Origin of the sequence: Streptomyces synnematoformans (assembly GCF_039531005.1) — a bacterium.
GTDB classification, from domain to species: domain Bacteria; phylum Actinomycetota; class Actinomycetes; order Streptomycetales; family Streptomycetaceae; genus Streptomyces; species Streptomyces synnematoformans.
The window spans coordinates 1-20141 of sequence record NZ_BAAAPF010000116.1; the positions used below are offsets into that span (position 1 = coordinate 1).

General features: G+C 72.9%; 20 protein-coding genes. 12 read left to right on the forward strand and 8 right to left on the reverse strand.

Annotated elements, in window-relative coordinates:
* Nucleotides 1-738 (forward strand): BadF/BadG/BcrA/BcrD ATPase family protein (locus ABD317_RS18145; RefSeq protein ID WP_344291009.1); only part of this gene is annotated, 738 nt, incomplete at its 5' end.
* 339 nt (nucleotides 739-1077) lie between these two features.
* Here the strand turns inward: ABD317_RS18145 and pgl are convergent.
* The 5 genes from pgl to tkt are packed head-to-tail and all read right to left on the reverse strand — an operon-like array spanning nucleotide 1078 to nucleotide 7758.
* Nucleotides 1078-1860: a 6-phosphogluconolactonase gene (gene pgl / locus ABD317_RS18150; RefSeq protein ID WP_344291010.1), complete on the reverse strand. Its 783-nt coding sequence runs from the start codon at nucleotides 1858-1860 to the stop codon at nucleotides 1078-1080.
* Nucleotides 1861-1868: 8 nt separating this feature from the next.
* On the reverse strand, nucleotides 1869-2948 hold the full coding sequence (gene opcA / locus ABD317_RS18155; protein ID WP_344291011.1) for a glucose-6-phosphate dehydrogenase assembly protein OpcA: 1080 nt from the start codon (nucleotides 2946-2948) through the stop codon (nucleotides 1869-1871).
* Nucleotides 2945-4474, reverse strand: a complete 1530-nt coding sequence (zwf, locus tag ABD317_RS18160; protein WP_344291012.1) for a glucose-6-phosphate dehydrogenase — start codon at nucleotides 4472-4474, stop codon at nucleotides 2945-2947. The genes opcA and zwf overlap by 4 nt, the downstream gene beginning before the upstream one ends.
* Nucleotides 4475-4480: 6 nt before the next feature.
* Nucleotides 4481-5611: a transaldolase gene (gene tal / locus ABD317_RS18165; RefSeq protein WP_344291013.1), complete on the reverse strand. Its 1131-nt coding sequence runs from the start codon at nucleotides 5609-5611 to the stop codon at nucleotides 4481-4483.
* Nucleotides 5612-5658: 47 nt separating this feature from the next.
* Nucleotides 5659-7758 carry a transketolase gene (gene tkt / locus ABD317_RS18170; protein ID WP_344291014.1) on the reverse strand — a complete coding sequence of 700 codons (2100 nt, stop codon included), beginning with the start codon at nucleotides 7756-7758 and terminating at the stop codon, nucleotides 5659-5661.
* Between the two features lie 264 nt (nucleotides 7759-8022).
* On the opposite strand from tkt, the gene ABD317_RS18175 reads away from it, so the two are divergent.
* The gene (locus tag ABD317_RS18175; RefSeq protein ID WP_027753553.1) at nucleotides 8023-8964 is read left to right on the forward strand and encodes a heme o synthase; all 942 of its coding nucleotides are present in this window, start codon (nucleotides 8023-8025) and stop codon (nucleotides 8962-8964) included.
* 24 nt (nucleotides 8965-8988) lie between these two features.
* Nucleotides 8989-9489, forward strand: coding sequence for a hypothetical protein (locus tag ABD317_RS18180; protein WP_344291015.1), 501 nt, complete (start codon nucleotides 8989-8991; stop codon nucleotides 9487-9489).
* Between the two features lie 78 nt (nucleotides 9490-9567).
* On the opposite strand, the gene ABD317_RS18185 is transcribed toward ABD317_RS18180, so the two are convergent.
* The 3 genes from ABD317_RS18185 to ABD317_RS18195 all read right to left on the reverse strand — a co-directional run bounded on the left by ABD317_RS18185 (nucleotide 9568) and on the right by ABD317_RS18195 (nucleotide 12460).
* Nucleotides 9568-10551, reverse strand: a complete 984-nt coding sequence (locus ABD317_RS18185; RefSeq protein ID WP_027753552.1) for a COX15/CtaA family protein — start codon at nucleotides 10549-10551, stop codon at nucleotides 9568-9570.
* A 105-nt stretch (nucleotides 10552-10656) separates the two neighbouring features.
* A complete protein-coding gene (locus tag ABD317_RS18190) occupies nucleotides 10657-11448 on the reverse strand; it encodes an ABC transporter permease (RefSeq protein ID WP_344291016.1) in 792 nt (263 codons plus the stop codon).
* Between the two features lie 76 nt (nucleotides 11449-11524).
* Nucleotides 11525-12460 (reverse strand): ATP-binding cassette domain-containing protein, encoded by a 936-nt coding sequence (locus tag ABD317_RS18195; RefSeq protein WP_027753550.1) that lies wholly within the window; start codon nucleotides 12458-12460, stop codon nucleotides 11525-11527.
* A 181-nt stretch (nucleotides 12461-12641) separates the two neighbouring features.
* Here ABD317_RS18195 and ABD317_RS18200 point away from each other — a divergent pair, with 181 nt between their 5' ends.
* From ABD317_RS18200 to ABD317_RS18240, 9 genes are all read left to right on the forward strand, one after another.
* Nucleotides 12642-13403, forward strand: coding sequence for an ArsR family transcriptional regulator (locus ABD317_RS18200; RefSeq protein WP_027753549.1), 762 nt, complete (start codon nucleotides 12642-12644; stop codon nucleotides 13401-13403).
* Complete coding sequence (sufB, locus tag ABD317_RS18205; protein ID WP_027753548.1) at nucleotides 13400-14830, forward strand: Fe-S cluster assembly protein SufB; 1431 nt, start codon at nucleotides 13400-13402, stop codon at nucleotides 14828-14830. The genes ABD317_RS18200 and sufB overlap by 4 nt, the downstream gene beginning before the upstream one ends.
* 64 nt (nucleotides 14831-14894) lie before the next feature.
* On the forward strand, nucleotides 14895-16076 hold the full coding sequence (gene sufD, locus ABD317_RS18210) for a Fe-S cluster assembly protein SufD (protein ID WP_027753547.1): 1182 nt from the start codon (nucleotides 14895-14897) through the stop codon (nucleotides 16074-16076).
* Nucleotides 16073-16408, forward strand: a complete 336-nt coding sequence (locus tag ABD317_RS18215) for a non-heme iron oxygenase ferredoxin subunit (protein WP_344291017.1) — start codon at nucleotides 16073-16075, stop codon at nucleotides 16406-16408. The genes sufD and ABD317_RS18215 overlap by 4 nt, the downstream gene beginning before the upstream one ends.
* A 7-nt stretch (nucleotides 16409-16415) precedes the next feature.
* On the forward strand, nucleotides 16416-17180 hold the full coding sequence (sufC, locus tag ABD317_RS18220; protein WP_344291018.1) for a Fe-S cluster assembly ATPase SufC: 765 nt from the start codon (nucleotides 16416-16418) through the stop codon (nucleotides 17178-17180).
* The gene (locus tag ABD317_RS18225; RefSeq protein WP_344291019.1) at nucleotides 17177-18433 is read left to right on the forward strand and encodes a cysteine desulfurase; all 1257 of its coding nucleotides are present in this window, start codon (nucleotides 17177-17179) and stop codon (nucleotides 18431-18433) included. The genes sufC and ABD317_RS18225 overlap by 4 nt, the downstream gene beginning before the upstream one ends.
* A 16-nt stretch (nucleotides 18434-18449) precedes the next feature.
* The gene (gene sufU, locus ABD317_RS18230; RefSeq protein WP_027753543.1) at nucleotides 18450-18911 is read left to right on the forward strand and encodes a Fe-S cluster assembly sulfur transfer protein SufU; all 462 of its coding nucleotides are present in this window, start codon (nucleotides 18450-18452) and stop codon (nucleotides 18909-18911) included.
* Nucleotides 18908-19243 (forward strand): iron-sulfur cluster assembly protein, encoded by a 336-nt coding sequence (locus ABD317_RS18235; RefSeq protein ID WP_027753542.1) that lies wholly within the window; start codon nucleotides 18908-18910, stop codon nucleotides 19241-19243. The genes sufU and ABD317_RS18235 overlap by 4 nt, the downstream gene beginning before the upstream one ends.
* A 212-nt stretch (nucleotides 19244-19455) precedes the next feature.
* Nucleotides 19456-20067 (forward strand): RNA polymerase sigma factor, encoded by a 612-nt coding sequence (locus tag ABD317_RS18240; RefSeq protein ID WP_344291020.1) that lies wholly within the window; start codon nucleotides 19456-19458, stop codon nucleotides 20065-20067.
* The last annotated feature ends 74 nt before the right edge of the window (nucleotides 20068-20141 follow it).

Here is a 20141-nt window from a genome sequence, read left to right on the forward strand (position 1 = left end):
GGCCCCGGCGCGGCGGCGGCGCGGATCGCGGACCGGCGGCAGACGGCGACGACGGACGGCCACGGCTGGCTCCTCGGCGACGAGGGCAGCGGCTTCTGGATCGCCCGCGCGGCGCTGCTGGCGGCGCTGCGCGCGCTCGACGGCCGCGGCCCGGCGACGGAGCTGGCGGACATGCTGAGACAGGCGGCAGCGGGGGGAGCCGGGGAGCGGGGAAGGAGCGCGGGCGCGGAGCACCTGCGGGAGACGGGCGGCCGGGAGGGTGCGTCGGCCGGGAGCGGGGCGGAGTCGCCTGTGGCCGGTGGCGGAGCTGCGGGGACGGGTGCGGACGGACGCACGGGGCCCCGGGCCTCCGCGACGGAGGACCGCGGGCGGAGCGCCGGCGCGGTGCCACGGGGGGCCGGGGAGCGGTCGGCGGCGCGGAGCGCGCTGGTGGACGCCGGGTTCGCCGGGGCGCCGGTGGCGATCGCCCGGCTGTGCCCGGTGGTGGTACGGGCGGCGGAGGCGGGCGACGCGGTGGCCGGGGCGATCCTGGACGAGGCCGCGGACCGCCTTGCGGAGACGGTCGCGGCGCTGGCCCCGGTGCCGGGCGAGCCCCTGGTCACCACCGGCGGCCTCCTCGCCCCCGCGGGCCCGCTGCTGGCGCGCTTCACCGCCCGCATGCGGCCGTACGGCCTGAGCCCGGCCCCGGTCCCGGACGGCCTGGCCGGCGCGGCGGCGCTGGCGCGCGTGCTGCGCTGACCACACCCGGGAACGGTCGCAGCGGCGCGGGACAAGTGGCGTGAGACGTCTCCCGGCCGCCCACGGGCCGTCCGGCCGCGGCCGGCTCGCCGCGACGGCTCGGCGCTCGCCCGCCGCCGGTCGCGACGGTCCGGGCGAGACCGCCGCTCCGACCTGCCTGCCGGAGGCCGCACCCGGTGCGCACCGCGGCGCCCCCGCGGTCAGAACCGGCGCGACCCGGCCGCGGGCCCGCGGCGGCGCCTCGCCCGCGCAGACCGCAGGTCGTGTGCACCCGGAGGACGAGCCGCGGCGTTCGCTCCGTGCCTCACCCGCCCGCCCCGGCGGCAGCCGGCGGACCGGTCACGGCGACGCCGGCGGGTACAGCGTCGGCGGCAGCAGCGCGGCCGCCGGGCGGTCCAGGGGCCACAGGGTCCGCTGGCGGCCCTGCGCGCCCGCGGCCGGGGCCTGGATCTCGCCCGCGCCCGACAGCGCCATCGCCGCCGCCCGCGACTTGTCCTCGCCCGCCGCCAGCAGCCACACCTCCCGCGCCGCCCGGATCGCCGGGAGCGTCAGCGAGATCCGCGTCGGCGGCGGCTTCGGTGCCCCGTGCACCCCGACGACCGTGCGCTCCGTCTCCCGTACCCCCGGCAGCTCCGGGAAGAGCGACGCGACGTGCGTGTCCGGGCCGACGCCCAGCAGCAGCACGTCGAACGCGGGGACCGGCCCGTGGTCCTCCGGCCGCGCCGCGGCGGCCAGCTCGCGCGCGTACGCCGCGGCCGCCGCGTCCGCGTCGGCGCCGAACTCCGCCTGCGCCGCCGGCATCTCGTGCACCCGCGCCGGGTCGACCGGCACCGCGTCCAGCAGCGCCGCGCGCGCCTGGGTGGCGTTGCGCTCGGGGTCGCCGGCGGGCAGGAAGCGCTCGTCGCCCCACCACAGGTCGAGACGTGTCCAGTCGACCGCGTCCCGGGCCGGCGCGGCGGCCAGCGCGGCCAGCAGACCGTTGCCGTTGCGGCCGCCGGTGAGCACGACCGAGGCGGCGCCCCGGGCCGCCTGCGCGTCCACGACCTTGGTGATCAGCCGGGCGGCGGCCGCCTCGGCCATCAGCTCCTTGTCGCGGTGGACGACGACCTGCGGCGTGCTCACGGCGCCGCTCACGAACCCTGCGCCGAGGACGGCGGCTGCGTCCCCGAGGCCGCCTTCTTCGCCGGCCGCTTCTTCGGCGCCGCCTGCTTCCCGGCGCCGGCCCCGGCGGCCTCGGTCCCGACCGCCGCCTCCGCCGCCGACGCACCGGACTCCACCGACCCCGCCGGCGCCAGCCGCTCCACGCCGTACGCCACCGCGTGCGCGTACGCCTCGTCCGGGTCCAGCCGCCGCAGCTCCTCGGCGATCAGCTCCGCCGTCGTCCGCCGCTTGAGCGCCACGTGCCGCTCCGGCTGCCCCGGGACCGCCAGCTCCGCCAGCGCCCCGTTCGGCCGGTCCAGGCAGATCACGCCGTCCGACGTCACCAGCCGCACCGCGGTCAGCCCCGGGCCCGGCGAGGCCGTGCGCTCCACCGGCACGCCCAGCCGGTTCGCCAGCCACAGCGCCAGCAGCTCCGTGGAGGGGTTGTACTCCTCGCCCTCCACCACCGCCGACGTGATGGTGGCGTGCCGCTGGTCCAGCGCCGCCGCCAGCATGCTGCGCCACGGTGTGATCCGCGTCCACGCCAGGTCCGTGTCCCCGGGCGCGTACGCCGTGGCCCGCTGCCGCAGCGCGCCGACCGGGTCCTCGCACGCCGCGGCGTCCGTGATGCGGCGGGTGGCGAGCCGGCCGAGCAGGTCCTCCGCCGGGTTCTCCGGCGCGTCCTCCGGCCACCACACCACCACCGGGGCGTCCGGCAGCAGCAGCGGCAGCACGACGCTGGCCGCGTGCCCCGCCAGCTCGCCGTGCAGCCGCAGCAGCACCGTCTCGCCGGTGTCCGTCTCGTTGCCGACCCGCACCTCGGCGTCCAGCCGCGCCAGCGCGCGCTCGCGCGGGGAGCGGCCGGGGCGCTTGATGACGACGAGGATGCGCGACGGGTGCTCCTTGGACGCCTGGCTGGCGGCCTTGAGCGCGTCGTAGTGGTTGCCCTCGTCGGTGACGATGACCAGCGTGAGCACCATCCCGACGGCTGGCGTGCCGGTGGCCCGCCGGGCGCCCACGAGCGCCGAGTTGATCTGGGCCGAGGTGGTCTCGGTGAGGTCGATGTTCATGGCCGCCGCCAGCTCCGTCCGTCTCGTGCCAGCATCTCGTCCGCCGCCCTCGGCCCCCAGGTGCCCGCGGTGTACGGCTCGGGCCTGCCGTGCGCGGCCCAGTGCTCCTCGATGGGGTCGAGGATCTGCCAGGACAGCTCGACCTCCTGGTGGCGCGGGAAGAGGTTGGCGTCGCCGAGGAGCACGTCGAGGAGCAGCCGCTCGTACGCCTCGGGGCTGGACTCGGTGAAGGACTCGCCGTAGGCGAAGTCCATCGTCACGTCCCGCACCTCCATCGACGTGCCGGGCACCTTGGAGCCGAACCGCACGGTGACGCCCTCGTCCGGCTGGACGCGGATCACCAGCGCGTTCTGGCCCAGCTCCATGGTGTCGGTGGTGTCGAACGGCAGGTGCGGAGCCCGCTGGAAGACGACGGCGATCTCCGTGACCCGGCGGCCGAGCCGCTTGCCGGTGCGCAGGTAGAACGGCACGCCCGCCCACCGGCGGTTGTCGATCCCCAGCTTGATCGCGGCGTAGGTGTCGGTGCCGGAGTTCGGGTCGATGCCCTCCTCCTCCAGGTAGCCGCGCACCTTCTCGCCGCCCTGCCAGCCGGCCGCGTACTGCCCGCGCACCGTGTGCCGGCCCAGGTCGGCGGGGAGCTGCAGCGACGCCAGCACTTTGATCTTCTCCGCCACCAGCGCCTGCGCGTCGAAGGCCGTCGGCTCCTCCATCGCGGTCAGCGCCAGCAGCTGCAGCAGGTGGTTCTGGATGACGTCGCGGGCGGCGCCGATGCCGTCGTAGTAGCCGGCGCGGCCGCCGATGCCGATGTCCTCGGCCATGGTGATCTGCACGTGGTCGACGTACGACCGGTTCCAGAGCGGCTCGAACATCGTGTTGGCGAAGCGCAGCGCCAGGATGTTCTGGACGGTCTCCTTGCCCAGGTAGTGGTCGATGCGGAAGACCTGGTCGGGCTCGAAGACCTGGTGGACGATCCGGTTCAGCTCCACGGCGCTCTTCAGGTCGTGCCCGAACGGCTTCTCGATGACCGCGCGCCGCCAGGAGTCACCCGTCGGGTCGGCCAGGTTGTGCTCCTTGAGCTGCTGCACGACCAGCGGGAAGAACTTCGGCGGCACGGAGAGGTAGAACGCGAAGTTCCCGCCCGTGCCGCGCACCTTGTCCAGGTCCTCGACGGTGGTGCGCAGCCGCTCGAACGCGTCGTCGTCGTCGAAGTCGCCCTGGACGAACCGGAAGCCCTCGGAGAGCTGCTGCCACACCTCCTCGCGGAAGGGCGTGCGGGCGTGCTCCTTCACCGAGTCGTGTACGACCTGCGCGAAGTCCTCGTTCTCCCAGTCGCGGCGGGCGAAGCCGACGAGGGAGAAGCCGGGCGGCAGCAGCCCCCTGTTCGCCAGGTCGTACACGGCGGGCATCAGCTTCTTGCGCGACAGGTCGCCGGTGACGCCGAAGATGACCAGGCCCGAGGGGCCCGCGATCCGCGGCAGCCGCCGGTCCTGCGGGTCACGCAGCGGGTTGGTGCCAGAGCCGGTCACCGTCGACTACGCCCCCTTCGGTGCGCGGCGCTCAAGCTCTGTCCGGGTGGAGTCGAGCAGGTCGTTCCAGGACGTGGCGAACTTCTCCACGCCCTCGTCCTCCAGCAGGGCGACCACCTCGTCGTACGAGACGCCCAGCTTCTCCAGGGCGTCGATGTCGGCGCGCGCCTCGTCGTACGTGCCGCGCTGCTCCTTCCCCATGGCGGGCCCGCGGATCGCGCCGTGGTCGGCGACGGCGTGCAGGGTCGGCTCCGGCATGGTGTTGACCGTCCCCGGCGCGACCAGCTCGTCCACGTAGAGCGTGTCCTTGTACGCCTTGTCCTTCACGCCCGTCGACGCCCACAGGGGGCGCTGCTTGTGGGCGCCGGCCTTCTCCAGCGCGGTCCAGCGGTCCGAGGAGAAGACCTCCTCGAACGCTTCGTACGCCAGCCGGGCGTTGGCGACGGCCGCCTTGCCGCGCGCCTCCTTCGCCTCGGGGGTGCCCAGGGCGTCGAGCCGCTTGTCGATCTCGGTATCCACCCGGGAGACGAAGAACGAGGCGACCGAGCGGATCCCCGCCAGGTCCAGGCCGGCGGCCTTCGCCTGCTCCAGGCCGGCGAGGAAGGCGTCCATCACCTCGCGGTAGCGCTCCAGGGAGAAGATCAGCGTGACGTTGACGCTGATGCCCTTGCCGATCACCTCGGTGATGGCGGGCAGCCCCGCCCGGGTGGCGGGGATCTTCACGAACAGGTTGGGCCGGTCCACCAGCCAGGCCAGCTGCTTGGCCTCGGCGATGGTGGCGGCGGTGTTGTGGGCCAGGCGCGGGTCGACCTCGATGGAGACCCGGCCGTCCTGGCCCTCGGTGGCGTCGTACACCGGGCGGAGCACGTCGGCCGCGTCGCGCACGTCGGCCGTCGTGATCATGCGCACGGCCTCCTCGACGGTGACGCGGCGGGCGGCCAGGTCCGTGAGCTGGCCGTCGTAGCCGTCGCCCGCCGAGATGGCCTTCTGGAAGATCGTGGGGTTGGTGGTCACGCCCACGACGTGGCTCTCGTCGACCAGTTCGGCGAGATTGCCGGACGTGATGCGCTTGCGGGACAGGTCGTCGAGCCAGATCGCGACGCCTTCACCGGAGAGGCGCTCGAGTGCGTCGGTCATCGGTATTGCATCTCCTGACATCGTTTCGTCTGTATGCGTCAGCGACTTCAGGCCCGCAGGGATTCCCGGGCCGCGGCGGCAACGGCGTCGGCGGTCAGCCCGTACTCACGGAACAGGACCTGGTAGTCGGCGGAGGCGCCGAAGTGCTCCAGGGAGACGACGCGTCCCGCGTCCCCGGTGAAGCGGTGCCAGGACATCCCGACGCCCGCCTCGACCGCCACCCGGGCCCTGACCGCGGGCGGCAGCACCGCGTCGCGGTACTCCTGCGGCTGCTCGTCGAACCACTCCACGGACGGCATCGAGACCACCCGCGTCGGCACGCCCTCCGCCTGCAACTGCTCCCGGGCGCCGACCGCGAGCTGCACCTCCGAGCCGGTGCCGATGAGGATCACCTGCGGCTCGGCCCGCTCGCCGCCGGGGCCCTCGGCCTCGAACATCACGTAGCCGCCGCGGGCCGCGTTCTCGACGGCACCGTTCGTCTCGAACGTCGGCACCCCCTGCCGGGTCAGCGCCAGGCCGTGCGGGGCGCCGACGCCGAACTCCTTGGTGTACCGGCGCAGGATCTCGCGCCAGGCGACGACGGTCTCGTTGGCGTCCGCCGGGCGGACCACGTTCAGCCCGGGGATCGCGCGCAGGCTCGACAGGTGCTCGACCGGCTGGTGGGTCGGGCCGTCCTCGCCGAGGCCGATGGAGTCGTGCGTCCACACGTACGTCACCGGCAGGTGCATCAGCGCCGAGAGCCGCACCGCGTTGCGCATGTAGTCGGAGAAGACCAGGAACGTGCCGCCGTACACGCGCGTGTTGCCGTGCAGCGTGACGCCGTTCATGACGGCGGCCATCGCGTGCTCGCGGATCCCGTTGTGCACGGTCCGGCCGTACGGGTCGGCGCCCGCCAGCGGATTGTCGGCGGGCAGGAAGGAGGCCGAGCCGGGGATGGTGGTGTTGTTGGACCCGGCCAGGTCGGCGGAGCCGCCCCACAGCTCGGGCACCACCGGGCCGAGCGCCTTCAGCACCTCGCCCGACGCCTTGCGGGTGGCGACGGCCTTGCCGGCCGGGAAGGACGGCAGCTCGTCCGCCCAGCCCGCGGGCAGCTCGCCGGCGCGGATCCGGTCGAACTCGGCGGCGCGCCCCGGGTTGGTCTGCCGCCAGACGGCGAACTGCTTGTCCCACGCGGCGTGCACCTCCGCGCCGCGCTCGCCGAGCGCGCGGGTGTGGGTGAGCACGTCGGCGTCGACCTCGAAGTGCCGCTCGGGGTCGAAGCCGAGGACCCGCTTGGTCGCGGCGACCTCCTCGGCGCCCAGCGCGGAGCCGTGTGCGGCCTCGGTGTTCTGCGCGTTCGGGGCCGGCCAGGCGATGATCGAGCGGGCCGCGATGAACGACGGCCGGTCGGTGACCGCCCGGGCCTCCTCGAAGGCCCGGTGCAGTGCCTCGGGGTCCAGGTCGCCGTTCGGCTTCTGCTCGACCCGCTGGACGTGCCAGCCGTACGCCTCGTAGCGCGCGATCGTGTCCTCGGAGACGGCGGCGGCGGTGTCGCCCTCGATGGAGATGTGGTTGTCGTCCCAGAGCAGTATGAGGTTGCCCAGCTTCTGGTGGCCGGCCAGCGAGGACGCCTCGTGCGAGATGCCCTCCTGGAGGCAGCCGTCGCCCGCGATCACCCAGATGTGGTGGTCGAACGGGGAGGTGCCGGCGGGCGCGTCCGGGTCGAAGAGGCCGCGCTCGTAGCGCGCGGACATCGCCATGCCGACGGCGTTCGCCAGGCCCTGGCCGAGCGGTCCCGTCGTCGTCTCGACGCCGGGGGTGTGGCCGTACTCGGGGTGGCCGGGGGTCCTGGAGCCCCAGGTGCGGAAGGCCTCCAGGTCGGCCAGCTCCAGGCCGAACCCGCCGAGGTAGAGCTGGATGTAGAGGGTCAGGCTGGAGTGGCCCGCGGAGAGTACGAAGCGGTCCCGGCCCGCCCACTGCGGGTCGGCGGGGTCGTGCCGCATCACCTTCTGGAAGAGGGTGTAGGCGGCGGGGGCCAGGCTCATCGCCGTGCCGGGGTGGCCGTTGCCGACCTTCTGTACGGCGTCCATGGCCAGAACGCGGACGGTGTCCACCGCGCGGTCGTCCAGTTCGTTCCACTCGAGATCGGTGGTCGGCTGCGTGCTCACCCTTGTTCAGGGCTCCTCTCTCCACGGTCGGGAATTCCGGCGACCGGAAAGCACCGGGCCCTTCGAGCCTATCCCGCTCATACCAGACTGCCGGTGCCGGGCCGGTCGCGCCCGCCGGACACGGCCGCCGGAACGCCTCCCGTTCCGCTCGCCCGCGGGCGGAACCCGGACGCCCAACACGGGGCACCCCCCGCGCCGGGGGCCGATACGCAGCGTCTACAGTGACGACGTACAGAAGTCCCTTGACCGCGAGCAGAGGTGTCCGTGACGGCCGTCGAATCCCGACCAGCGGGTGCGCTCGGGCAGGACACCGCGCACCGGCCGGCCGGTGCCCGGGTCAAGGCGTTCGTGGCGCTGACCAAGCCGCGCATCATCGAACTGCTGCTGATCACCACCGTTCCGGTGATGTTCCTGGCCGCCGAGGGCGTGCCCGACCTGTGGCTGGTGCTCGTCACCTGCGTCGGCGGCTACCTGTCCGCCGGCGGGGCCAACGCGCTCAACATGTACCTGGACCGGGACATCGACGCGCTGATGCACCGCACGGAGCAGCGGCCGCTGGTGACCGGGATGGTCCGGCCGGCCGAGGGGTTGGCCTTCGGCCTGACGCTGACGGTGGTGTCCACGGTGTGGTTCGCCACACTCGTCAACCCGCTGTCCGCGGCGCTCGCCCTCGGCGCGAACCTCTTCTACGTCCTCGTCTACACGATGCTGCTGAAGCGGCGTACCTCGCAGAACATCGTCTGGGGCGGCATCGCCGGCTGCATGCCGGTCGCCATCGGCTGGTCCGCGGTGACGAACTCCGTCTCCTGGGCCTCGCTGATCCTCTTCCTGGTGATGTTCTTCTGGACGCCGCCGCACTACTGGCCGCTGTCGATGAAGGTCAGGGACGACTACGCGCGCGTCAAGGTGCCGATGCTGCCGGTGGTGGCGTCGAACAAGGTCGTCGCGCGGCAGATCGTCGCGTACAGCTGGGTGATGGTCGGCGTCTCGCTGCTGCTGTGGCCGCTGGGCTACACCGGCTGGTTCTACCCGGTGGTGGCCGCGGTGCTCGGCGCGGTGTGGCTGCGCGAGGCGCACGGGCTGCTGCGGCGGGCCGGGCGCGGGATCGTGGGCGCGAAGCTCAAGGAGATGCGGCTCTTCCACTGGTCCATCACCTATGTGTCGCTGCTGTTCATCGCGGTGGCCGTGGATCCCTTCCTGCGCTGATTACCGGCGGGTAGCATCTGCTCCATGAGCGATGACGACCGCAGGACCCGCAAGCTCACCCGGCAGATCGAGTCCTTCGCCGGCCGCCACGGCGGCGCGCGGGGGCAGGTGGCGTACCTCGGGGAGCCGGGCGCGCGGCTGGTGCTGGTCGGGGCGGACGGAGTGTGGGGCGACCTGGTGGCGCCGAGCACGGCGAGCGCGACGGCGGCGGCGGAGGCCGCGGGGGTCGCGCTGCAGGAGAGCTTCGACGGCGAGCTGGCGGCGCGGGTGCGGACGGGGCCGTACGAGTGGAAGCGGATGGCCGGAATCCAGCTGGGCGGCTCCGCGAACCCGGCTGCGCCGGGCGCGCCGGGCGCGGCGGCGGCCTCCGGCGCGGGAGCCGGGCCGGACGAACCGTCCACGGACAAGCCGGCCGGGGAGGCCGGCCCGGACGGTGCCGGGGGTGTCGAGGGCGGCGGCGTACGGGCCGGGGGCGGCGGGCCCGCGGCGGGCGACGACGAGAGCCGCGGGCAGAAGGGCTCCTGACCGTCGTCCGGTGGGCCGCGGGGCGGGTGCGTCCGCCCCGCCGGTGGGAGTTCCCCGTCCCGCCGTGGGCGGCCGGCGCTACGGGGCCGCCGAGCCCACCGGCCGCGCCTCCGCGCGCACCGCCGGGGGCGGGACCTCCGCGGGCGGCGTCTCCGGCCGGTGCCGCAGCGAGACGGCCACCCGCAGCACCGCGATCCACACCAGCGTCGAGCCGAACAGGTGGATCATGACCAGCGCTTCGGGCACGTCCGTCAGGTACTGCGCGTAACCGACGACCGCCTGCGACATCAGCACCAGGAACAGGTCGCGGGTGCGGGACAGCGGCCCCGGCGGGCCGTCCACGAGCTTCAGCGTCACCCAGATCGCGATCGTCAGGGCGATCACCGCCCAGGCCGTGACGGAGTGCACCTTCGCCGCGTGCTCCCAGCTGATCCACCCCATCCGGGGCACCTCGCTGGAGTCGCCCGCGTGCGGCCCCGTGCCGGTCACGACGGTCCCGGCGGCCAGCAGCACGACGGACACCGCCACCAGCGCCCGGGTCAGCCGGCGCACCACCACCCCGACGAGCATGTCGGGCCCGCCGTCGCCCTCGCGGGCGCGGTGCCAGGTGAGGTACGTGATGGTGATCAGCCCGGTGGCCAGCAGGAAGTGGGCGGCCACGGTGTACGGGTTCAGCTCGGTGAGCACCGCGGCGCCGCCGAGGACGGCGTTGCCCATGACCACCCAGAACTGCACCCAGCCCAGCCGGGTCAGCTCGCGGCGCCACGGCTTGGTGGCGCGGGCCGCGACGATGGCCCAGCCGACGGCGGCGCACAGCACGTACGTCAGCAGCCGGTTGCCGAACTCGATGGCGCCGTGCATGCCCATCTCGGACGTGGCCAGCAGGCTGTCGTCGGAGCACTTGGGCCACGTGTCGCAGCCGAGCCCGGAGCCCGTCAGCCGGACGGCGCCCCCGGTGACCACGATGACGATGCTCATCAGCAACGCGGAGAACGTCGCGCGCCGGACCGTCGCTTGCGTCGGGGTCCAGCGCTCGGCGATGAGGGCGAGAGGGCTCTGCACGGCGCCTATCGTATGACGCCCCTTGTGCGTGGTTTCACGAGGGGTGCGGCGGACGTTCCCGTACGTCCGTACGCGCTGCCCGGCGGCCGCCCCGCCCCCGGCGGGTCACTCCCAGCGGAAGAACCGCGCGGCCAGCCCCAGCCCCAGCACCGCCCAGCCGGCCAGCAGGCCCAGGTCGCCCCACGGCACGCCGCCGCCGTCCCGGAGGACGTCCCGCAGCCCGTCCGACAGCGCCGCGACCGGCAGCACTTCGAGGACGGCACGCGCGCCGTCGGGGAACTTCTCCAACGGCACGAGCACGCCCCCGGCCACCAGCAGCAGCACGAAGACGAGGTTCGCCGCCGCGAGCGTCGCCTCCGCCCGGAGCGTGCCCGCCAGCAGCAGCCCGAGCCCCGAGAACGCCGCCGCGCCCAGCGCCACGAGCAGCACCACGGCCAGCACGCCGGCCGCCCCGCCGCGCGGCGACCAGCCGAGCGCCAGCGCGATCGCGGTCAGCAGCACGAGCTGCAGCGCGATCGTGGCGAGCACCGCGACCGCCTTCGCCGCCATCAGCCCCGCCCGGGGCAGCGGCGAGGCGCCGAGCCGCTTCAGCACGCCGTAGCGGCGGTCGAAGCCGGTGCCGATGGCCTGGCCGGTGAAGGCGGTGGCCATGACGGCGAGCGCGACGGCGCCGGGGGCGAGGAAGTCGACGGGCTCGCCGGGACCGGTGTCGACGACGTCCACGGTGCTGAAGAGCAGCAGCAGCACCGCGGGGATGATCATGGTGAGGAGCAGCTGCTCGCCGTTGCGCAGGAGCAGCCGGGTCTCCAGCCCGGCCTGCGCGGCGATCATGCGGGGCAGCGGCGCCGCCCCGGGGCGCGGGGCGAAGACGCCCGTCCCCGCCTGCCGAGCGCTCATCCGCGCAGTTCCCTTCCCGTCAGCTCCAAGCTGCGGTCTTCCGGGGGGCGACCCCCGTACCCCCGGGTGGTTGTGTTCACGAGCGCAGTTCCCTTCCCGTCAGCTCCAAGAAGACGTCCTCCAGCGTGCGCCGCTCCACCGTCATCTGATCCGGCAGCACCCCGTTCTGCGCGCACCAGGTGGTGACCGTGGCCAGCAGCTCCGGGTTGATCTCGCCGCTTATCCGGTACGAGCCCGGGGACAGCTCCAGCGCCGCGGTCTCCGGCGGCAGCGCCTTCAGCAGCGAGCCCAGGTCGAGCCCCGGCCGGCCGGTGAAGCGCATGGTGTTCTCCGCGCCGCCGCGGCACAGCTCCTCCGGGGTGCCGTCGACCACCGGCCGGCCGCCGTCGATGATCACGACCCGGTCGGAGAGCTGCTCCGCCTCGTCCATGTGATGGGTGGTGAGCACCACGGACACCCCGTCGGCGCGCAGCTCGCGGATCAGCTCCCACGTGGCGTGGCGGGCCTGCGGGTCGAGGCCGGCGGTCGGCTCGTCGAGGAAGACCAGCTCGGGGCGGCCGACGACGGCCATGGCGAGCGCGAGCCGCTGCTGCTGCCCGCCGGAGAGCCGGCGGTAGGGGGTGCGGCCGCAGGAGCCGAGGCCCAGCCGCTCGACCAGCGCCACGACGTCGAGGGGGCGGGCGTGCAGCCGCGCGATGTGGCGCAGCATCTCCCCGGCCCGCGCGGTGGGGTAGACGCCGCCGGACTGGAGCATCACGCCGACCCGGGGCCGCAGCTCGGCGGCGTCGGCGCGGGGGTCGCGGCCGAGGACGCGTACGGTGCCGGCGTCCGGCCGGCGGTAGCCCTCGCAGACCTCGACGGTGGTCGTCTTGCCCGCGCCGTTGGGGCCGAGGACGGCGGTGACCTCGCCGCGGGCGGCGGTGAGGTCGAGCCCGGCGACGGCGGTCTTCTCGCCGTACCGCTTGACGAGGCCGGTCACCTGGACGGCCGCGTCGGTGGAGGGCTGGTGCATGACTGCGAGTCTAGAGAGCCCGCGGGCCCGGCCGACGCCGCCCCGGGGCGCTGCCCGCCGGGGGGCCGCCGGATCCCAGGCGTCACTTAGGTGACCCTAAGTGACGCATTCCACCGCACGGTGATCCGGAACCGGCTTGTCCCGCCCCGGCGAATTAAGCAACAATGGCGTTGTGAAAAACGTGGACCCGGGTGGGAGCACGGCGAAGGAGCAGGCGGCCGGGCCGGCCGCCGGCGCTGCCGTGCCCGAGCACGGGACGCGCAACCGCGTGGCCCGCTCCATCCTCGACCACGGCCCGTCGACCGCGGCCGACCTGGCCCACCGGCTCGAACTCACCCCCGCCGCCGTCCGGCGGCACCTCGACGCGCTCGTCGCCGAGGGCATCGTGGAGCCCCGCGACCAGCGGGTCTACGGGGCCCGCGGCCGCGGGCGCCCGGCCAAGGTCTTCGCCCTGACCGACTGCGGCCGGGACGCCTTCGACCAGGCGTACGACCAGCTCGCCGCCGACGCCCTGCGCTGGATCGCGCAGAACGCGGGCGGCGGCGTGCGGGGCGCGGCGGCCGTCGCCGCGTTCGCCCGCGACCGGGTCGCCGAGCAGGCCGAGCGGTACGCCGCGGAGCTGGCCGGCGTGCCCCCCGAGGGCCGGGTCGAGGCTCTCGCCCGGCTGCTCTCCGAGGACGGGTACGCTGCCACCGCGCGCAGCGCTCCCGGTGCCCCCGGCGAGCAGCTCTGCCAGCACCACTGCCCGGTGGCGCACACCGCCGAGCAATACCCGCAGCTCTGCGAGGCGGAGACCGAGGTCTTCTCCCGCTTGCTCGGCACCCATGTGCAGCGTCTGGCCACCATCGCCCACGGCGACGGCGTGTGTACGACGTTCGTCCCCGAAAACCGCGAGCACCACGCTCGCAGGCAGCCACCGACATCCGGGAGGAACCCCGCATGACTGCGCCTATCGAGACCGCCGCCTCGGAGCATCCCGAGCTCGAAGGACTGGGACGCTACGAGTACGGCTGGGCCGACTCCGACGCGGCCGGCGCCGCCGCGAAGCGCGGCCTGTCCGAGGACGTCGTCCGGGACATCTCCAACAAGAAGTCCGAGCCCGACTGGATGCTGAAGACCCGGCTGAAGGGCCTGCGGCTCTTCGGCAAGAAGCCCATGCCCACGTGGGGCTCCGATCTCTCCGGCATCGACTTCGAGAACATCAAGTACTTCGTCCGGTCCACCGAGAAGCAGGCCCAGTCCTGGGAGGACCTGCCGGAGGACATCAAGAACACCTACGACAAGCTCGGCATCCCCGAGGCGGAGAAGCAGCGCCTGGTCGCCGGCGTCGCCGCGCAGTACGAATCCGAGGTCGTCTACCACCAGATCCGCGACGACCTGGAGAGCCAGGGCGTGCTGTTCCTGGACACGGACACGGCGCTCAGGGAGCACCCGGAGCTGTTCAAGGAGTACTTCGGCACGGTCATCCCGCCCGGTGACAACAAGTTCGCCTCCCTCAACACCGCGGTGTGGTCCGGCGGCTCGTTCATCTACGTCCCGAAGGGCGTGCACGTCGAGATCCCGCTGCAGGCGTACTTCCGGATCAACACCGAGAACATGGGCCAGTTCGAGCGGACGCTGATCATCGTCGACGAGGGCGCGTACGTGCACTACGTCGAGGGCTGCACCGCGCCGATCTACCAGTCGGACTCGCTGCACTCCGCGGTCGTCGAGATCATCGTGAAGAAGAACGCCCGCTGCCGCTACACCACGATCCAGAACTGGTCGAACAACGTGTACAACCTGGTCACCAAGCGCGCGGTGGCCTACGAGGGCGCGACCATGGAGTGGGTCGACGGCAACATCGGCTCCAAGGTCACCATGAAGTACCCGGCGATCTACCTGATGGGCGAGCACGCCAAGGGCGAGACCCTGTCCGTCGCCTTCGCCGGCGAGGGCCAGCACCAGGACGCCGGCGCCAAGATGGTGCACATGGCGCCCCACACCTCGTCCAACATCGTCTCCAAGTCGGTGGCGCGCGGCGGCGGGCGCACCTCGTACCGCGGCCTGATCGAGATCGGCGAGGGCGCGGAGAACTCCAAGTCCAACGTGCTCTGCGACGCCCTCCTGGTCGACACGGTCTCCCGCTCGGACACCTACCCGTACGTCGACGTCCGCGAGGACGACGTGACGATGGGCCACGAGGCGACCGTCTCCAAGGTCAGCGACGACCAGCTGTTCTACCTGATGCAGCGCGGCCTGTCCGAGGACGAGGCGATGGCGATGATCGTCCGCGGCTTCGTCGAGCCGATCGCCAAGGAGCTGCCGATGGAGTACGCGCTGGAGCTCAACCGGCTGATCGAGCTGCAGATGGAAGGCGCGGTGGGCTAGCCGCCCGCCGTACGCCGGAACAGCCTTCGAGACGACCTCCGAGAAAGCGAGTACGAGAACAGCCATGGCCGACGCCCAGAAGATCCCGGCCGGCTCCACCGCCGCCGGAACCATCGCGGTGGCCGCGGAGTCCACCGTCGCGACCAGGATGAGCGCACCGCCGTCCTTCGACGTGGCCGACTTCCCGGTCCCGCACGGCCGGGAGGAGGAGTGGCGCTTCACCCCGCTGGAGCGGATCCGCGGCCTGCACGACGGCAGCGCCGCCGCGACCGGCGAGCCCAAGGTGGCCATCGCCGCGCCCGACGGCGTCACCGTCGAGACCGTCGGCCGTGACGACGCGCGGCTCGGCCGGGCCGGCACCCCGGTGGACCGGATCGCCGCCCAGGCGTACTCCGCGTTCGAGAAGGCCACGGTCGTGACCGTGCCGAAGGACACGCAGCTCGCCGAGCCCATCCGGGTCTCGGTGCACGGCGAGGGCGGCGTGTCGTACGGGCACCAGCTCATCGAGCTGGGCGCCTTCGCGGAGGCCGTCGTCGTCATCGACCACACCGGCGACGCGGTCCTCGCCGAGAACACCGAGTACGTGCTGGGCGACGGCGCCAAGCTCACCGTCGTCTCCGTGCAGGACTGGGCCGACGGGGCCGTGCACGTCGCGCAGCAGTCCGCGCTCATCGGCCGGGACGCGAGCTTCAAGTCCGTCGTCGTCACCTTCGGCGGCGACCTGGTCCGGCTGCACCCCCGGGCGCACTACGCCGGGCCGGGCGCCGAGGCCGAGCTGTACGGGCTGTACTTCACCGACGCCGGCCAGCACCAGGAGCACCGGCTGTTCGTCGACCACGACGCCCCCCACTGCCGCAGCAACGTGGCGTACAAGGGGGCGCTGCAGGGCGACGACGCGCACGCCGTGTGGATCGGCGATGTGCTGATCCGCAAGCGGGCCGAGGGCACCGACACGTACGAGCTGAACCGCAACCTGGTGCTCACCGACGGCGCCCGCGTCGACTCCGTGCCCAACCTGGAGATCGAGACCGGCGAGATCATCGGCGCCGGCCACGCCTCCGCCACCGGCCGCTTCGAGGACGAGCAGCTGTTCTACCTGATGGCCCGCGGCATCCCCGCCGACGAGGCCCGCCGGCTGGTCGTCCGCGGCTTCTTCGCCGAGCTGGTGCAGCAGATCGGCATCAAGGACGTCGAGGAGCGGCTGATCGAGAAGATCGAGGCCGAGTTGGAGGCGTCCGTGGCATGACCGACACGACCAACGCGACGTACGTTCGCGCCTGCGCGCTGAGCGAGCTGGAGGAGGACCTCCCCAAGCGGGTGGAAATCGACGGCACGCCGGTGTCGGTCGTGCTGACCGGCGAGGAGGTGTTCGCGATCTACGACATCTGCTCGCACGCGAACGTCTCGCTCTCCGAAGGCGAGGTGGAGGACTGCCAGATCGAGTGCTGGCTGCACGGCTCCACCTTCGACCTGCGTACCGGCAAGCCCTCCGGGCTGCCCGCGACGCGCCCCGTCCCCGTGTATCCCGTCAAGATCGAAGGGGACGACGTGCTCGTCTCCGTCACCCAGGAGTCCTGAAGGCACCATGGCAACGCTTGAAATCCGCGACCTGCATGTCTCCGTCGAGGCCGACAACGCCACGAAGGAGATCCTCAAGGGCGTCGACCTGACCGTGAAGCAGGGCGAGACCCACGCCATCATGGGCCCCAACGGCTCCGGCAAGTCCACCCTGGCGTACTCCGTCGCCGGCCACCCCAAATACCAGATCACCTCCGGGACCGTCACCATCGACGGCGAGGACGTGCTGGAGATGAGCGTGGACGAGCGCGCCCGCGCCGGCCTGTTCCTCGCCATGCAGTACCCGGTCGAGGTCCCCGGCGTCACCGTCTCCAACTTCCTGCGCACCTCCGCCACCGCGATCCGCGGCGAGGCCCCCAAGCTCCGCACGTGGGTCAAGGAGGTCAAGGAGGCGATGGAGCGGCTGAACATCGACCCCGCCTTCGCCGAGCGCAACGTCAACGAGGGCTTCTCCGGCGGTGAGAAGAAGCGCCACGAGATCCTGCAGCTGGAGCTGCTCAAGCCGAAGATCGCGATCCTCGACGAGACCGACTCCGGCCTGGACGTCGACGCGCTGCGCATCGTCTCCGAGGGCGTCAACCGGATCCGCGAGTCCGGCGAGGTCGGCACCCTGCTGATCACCCACTACACCCGCATCCTGCGTTACATCAAGCCCGACCACGTGCATGTCTTCGCGGAGGGCCGGATCGCCGAGTCCGGCGGCCCGGAGCTGGCGGACAAGCTGGAGGAAGAGGGCTACGCGGCCTACGTGAAGGGCGGCGCATCGGCGTGAACCAGCTGCCGGGCCTCCTCGACACCGAGGCGATCCGCAAGGACTTCCCGATCCTGGACCGCATCGTCCACGACGGGCAGAAGGTCGTGTACCTGGACAACGCGGCGACCTCGCAGAAGCCGCGCCAGGTGCTCGACGCGCTGAACGCGTACTACGAGCGGCACAACGCCAACGTGCACCGCGGCGTTCACGTCCTCGCCGAGGAGGCCACGGCGCTGTACGAGGGCGCCCGCGACAAGGTGGCCGCCTTCGTCAACGCGCCCAGCCGGGACGAGGTCGTCTTCACCAAGAACGCCTCCGAGTCGCTGAACCTCGTGGCCAACATGCTCGGCTTCGCCGACGAGCCGTACCGCGTGGACCGCGACACCGAGATCGTCATCACGGAGATGGAGCACCACTCCAACATCGTCCCGTGGCAGCTGCTCGCGCAGCGCACCGGCGCGAAGCTGAAGTGGTTCGGCCTCACCGACGACGGCCGCCTCGACCTGAGCGACCTCGACGAGGTCATCACGGAGAAGACCAAGGTCGTGTCTTTCGTGCTGGTCTCCAACATCCTCGGCACGCACAACCCCGTCGAGGCCATCGTCCGCCGCGCCCAGGAGGTCGGCGCGCTGGTCGTCGTGGACGCCTCCCAGGCCGCCCCGCACATGCCGCTGGACGTGCAGGCGCTGCAGGCCGACTTCGTCGCCTTCACCGGGCACAAGATGGCCGGCCCGACCGGCATCGGGGTGCTCTGGGGCCGCAAGGGGCTGCTGGACGACCTCCCGCCGTTCCTCGGCGGCGGGGAGATGATCGAGACCGTCTCGATGCACTCCTCGACGTACGCCCCGGCGCCGCACAAGTTCGAGGCCGGCACGCCGCCGATCGCCCAGGCCGTCGGCCTCGGCGCGGCGGTGGACTACCTCGCCGGCATCGGCATGGCGCAGATCGAGGCGCACGAGCACGCCATCACCGGCTACGCGCTCGGGCGGCTGCAGGAGGTGCCCGACCTGAAGATCATCGGCCCGACGACGGCCGAGGAGCGCGGCGCCGCGATCTCGTTCACACTCGGCGACATCCACCCGCACGACGTCGGCCAGGTGCTCGACGAGCAGGGCATCGCGGTCCGGGTCGGCCACCACTGCGCGCGGCCGGTCTGCCTGCGGTACGGAATTCCTGCGACCACGCGGGCGTCGTTCTATCTGTACTCCACCCCGGGCGAGGTCGACGCACTGGTCGACGGCCTGGAGTACGTCCGGAACTTCTTCGGCTGAAGGGCGTGGGAACAGCGTGAAGCTCGATTCGATGTACCAGGACGTCATCCTGGACCACTACAAGCACCCGCACGGCCGGGGCTTGCGGGCCGGCGACGCCGAGGTGCACCACGTCAACCCGACCTGCGGCGACGAGATCACGCTGCGCGTGAAGCTCGCCGGGCAGACCGTCGAGGACGTCTCCTACGAGGGCCAGGGCTGCTCCATCAGCCAGGCCAGCGCCTCCGTGCTCAACGAGCTGCTGGTCGGCAAGGAGCTGCCCGAGGCGCAGCGGATCCAGGAGCAGTTCCTGGAGCTGATGCAGTCGCGTGGGAGGATCGAGCGAGACGAAGACCTGGCTGCCATGGAGGAGGTGCTGGAGGACGCGGTCGCGTTCGCCGGCGTCTCGAAGTACCCGGCGCGCGTGAAGTGCGCCCTGCTGTCCTGGATGGCGTGGAAAGACGCCACCGCCCAGGCGCTCAAGGAGGCCGCAGCATGACGGACACCGACGTGACGACGAAGCCCGCCGAGGAGGAGGAGATCCGCGAGGCGCTGTACGACGTGGTCGACCCCGAACTGGGCATCGACGTCGTCAACCTCGGCCTCGTCTACGGCATCCACGTCGACGAGGGCAACATCGCCACCCTGGACATGACGCTGACCTCGGCGGCCTGTCCGCTGACCGACGTGATCGAGGACCAGGCGAAGGCCGCGACCGACGGCATCGTCAACGACCTGCGGATCAACTGGGTCTGGATGCCCCCGTGGGGCCCGGACAAGATCACCGACGAGGGCCGCGAGCAGCTGCGCGCCCTGGGCTTCAACGTCTGAGGACGCACCGGCAAGGCCCGCCCCGGTCCCCGGGGCGGGCCTTCCGCGTTCCCGGGGACCGGCCGGGTGCCGGGCCCGGGCACGGCCCGGAGAATTCACCGTGAACGCGTTCACGGTCATCGGGCAACAAGGGGTGACAGGGAACCGCCGCCACCTCTTCGAACGGGGACCCCCCAGTGACCGACCCGCCGCACGACATCCCGGAGAGATTCGTGGACCCCCCGCACGTCATCTCGCCGCTTGTCGACGGAGACGCCGCCGTGATCGAGGAGTCGCTGGACCGGCCGGAGGCGTTCGCGGAACTCTACGATCGGCACGCCCCCGCCATCCACCGCTACGCGGCCCGCCGGCTCGGCACCGGAGCGGCGGACGACATCACCGCCGACACCTTCCTGGCCGCCTTCCGCGCCCGGGCGCGCTTCGACACCGGCCGTGCCAGCGCCCGGCCGTGGCTCTACGGCATCGCCGCCAACCTCATCGGCCGGCACCGCCGGTCCGAGGTGCGGTCGCTGCGCGCCCTGGCCCGTACCGGCGTCGACCCGGTGGCCCACTCCTGGGTGGACGAGGCCGACGACCGGCTCGCCGCGCAGGCCGCCCACGCCCCGCTCGCGGGCGCGCTCGCGAGGCTGCCGTCCGGCGACCGGCACGTGCTGCTGCTCGTGGCGTGGGCCGACCTCACCTACGCGGAGGTGGCCGAGGCGCTCGACATCCCCGTCGGCACCGTGCGCTCCCGGCTCAGCCGGGCCCGGCGCAAGGTGCGTGCGGCCCTCGGGCCCAACCCTCGCTCCCCGTACGACGCACCCGAGGCGGCAACCAATGGATGAGATGTCGAAGTTGCGCGACTGGCGCGAGGACGCGCCGACCCCCGACCGCGCCCGCCTGGCCCCGGGCCGCCGCC

Coding starts and splice junctions, on each gene's coding strand:
- opcA (WP_344291011.1), bottom strand. CDS start 2,948: ATGAACATCGACCTCACCGAGACCACCTCGGCCCAGATCAACTCGGCG.
- tal (WP_344291013.1), bottom strand. CDS start 5,611: ATGACCGACGCACTCGAGCGCCTCTCCGGTGAAGGCGTCGCGATCTGG.
- ABD317_RS18180 (WP_344291015.1), top strand. CDS start 8,989: ATGAGCGATGACGACCGCAGGACCCGCAAGCTCACCCGGCAGATCGAG.
- ABD317_RS18190 (WP_344291016.1), bottom strand. CDS start 11,448: ATGAGCGCTCGGCAGGCGGGGACGGGCGTCTTCGCCCCGCGCCCCGGG.
- ABD317_RS18195 (WP_027753550.1), bottom strand. CDS start 12,460: ATGCACCAGCCCTCCACCGACGCGGCCGTCCAGGTGACCGGCCTCGTC.
- sufB (WP_027753548.1), top strand. CDS start 13,400: ATGACTGCGCCTATCGAGACCGCCGCCTCGGAGCATCCCGAGCTCGAA.
- sufD (WP_027753547.1), top strand. CDS start 14,895: ATGGCCGACGCCCAGAAGATCCCGGCCGGCTCCACCGCCGCCGGAACC.
- ABD317_RS18215 (WP_344291017.1), top strand. CDS start 16,073: ATGACCGACACGACCAACGCGACGTACGTTCGCGCCTGCGCGCTGAGC.
- sufC (WP_344291018.1), top strand. CDS start 16,416: ATGGCAACGCTTGAAATCCGCGACCTGCATGTCTCCGTCGAGGCCGAC.
- ABD317_RS18235 (WP_027753542.1), top strand. CDS start 18,908: ATGACGGACACCGACGTGACGACGAAGCCCGCCGAGGAGGAGGAGATC.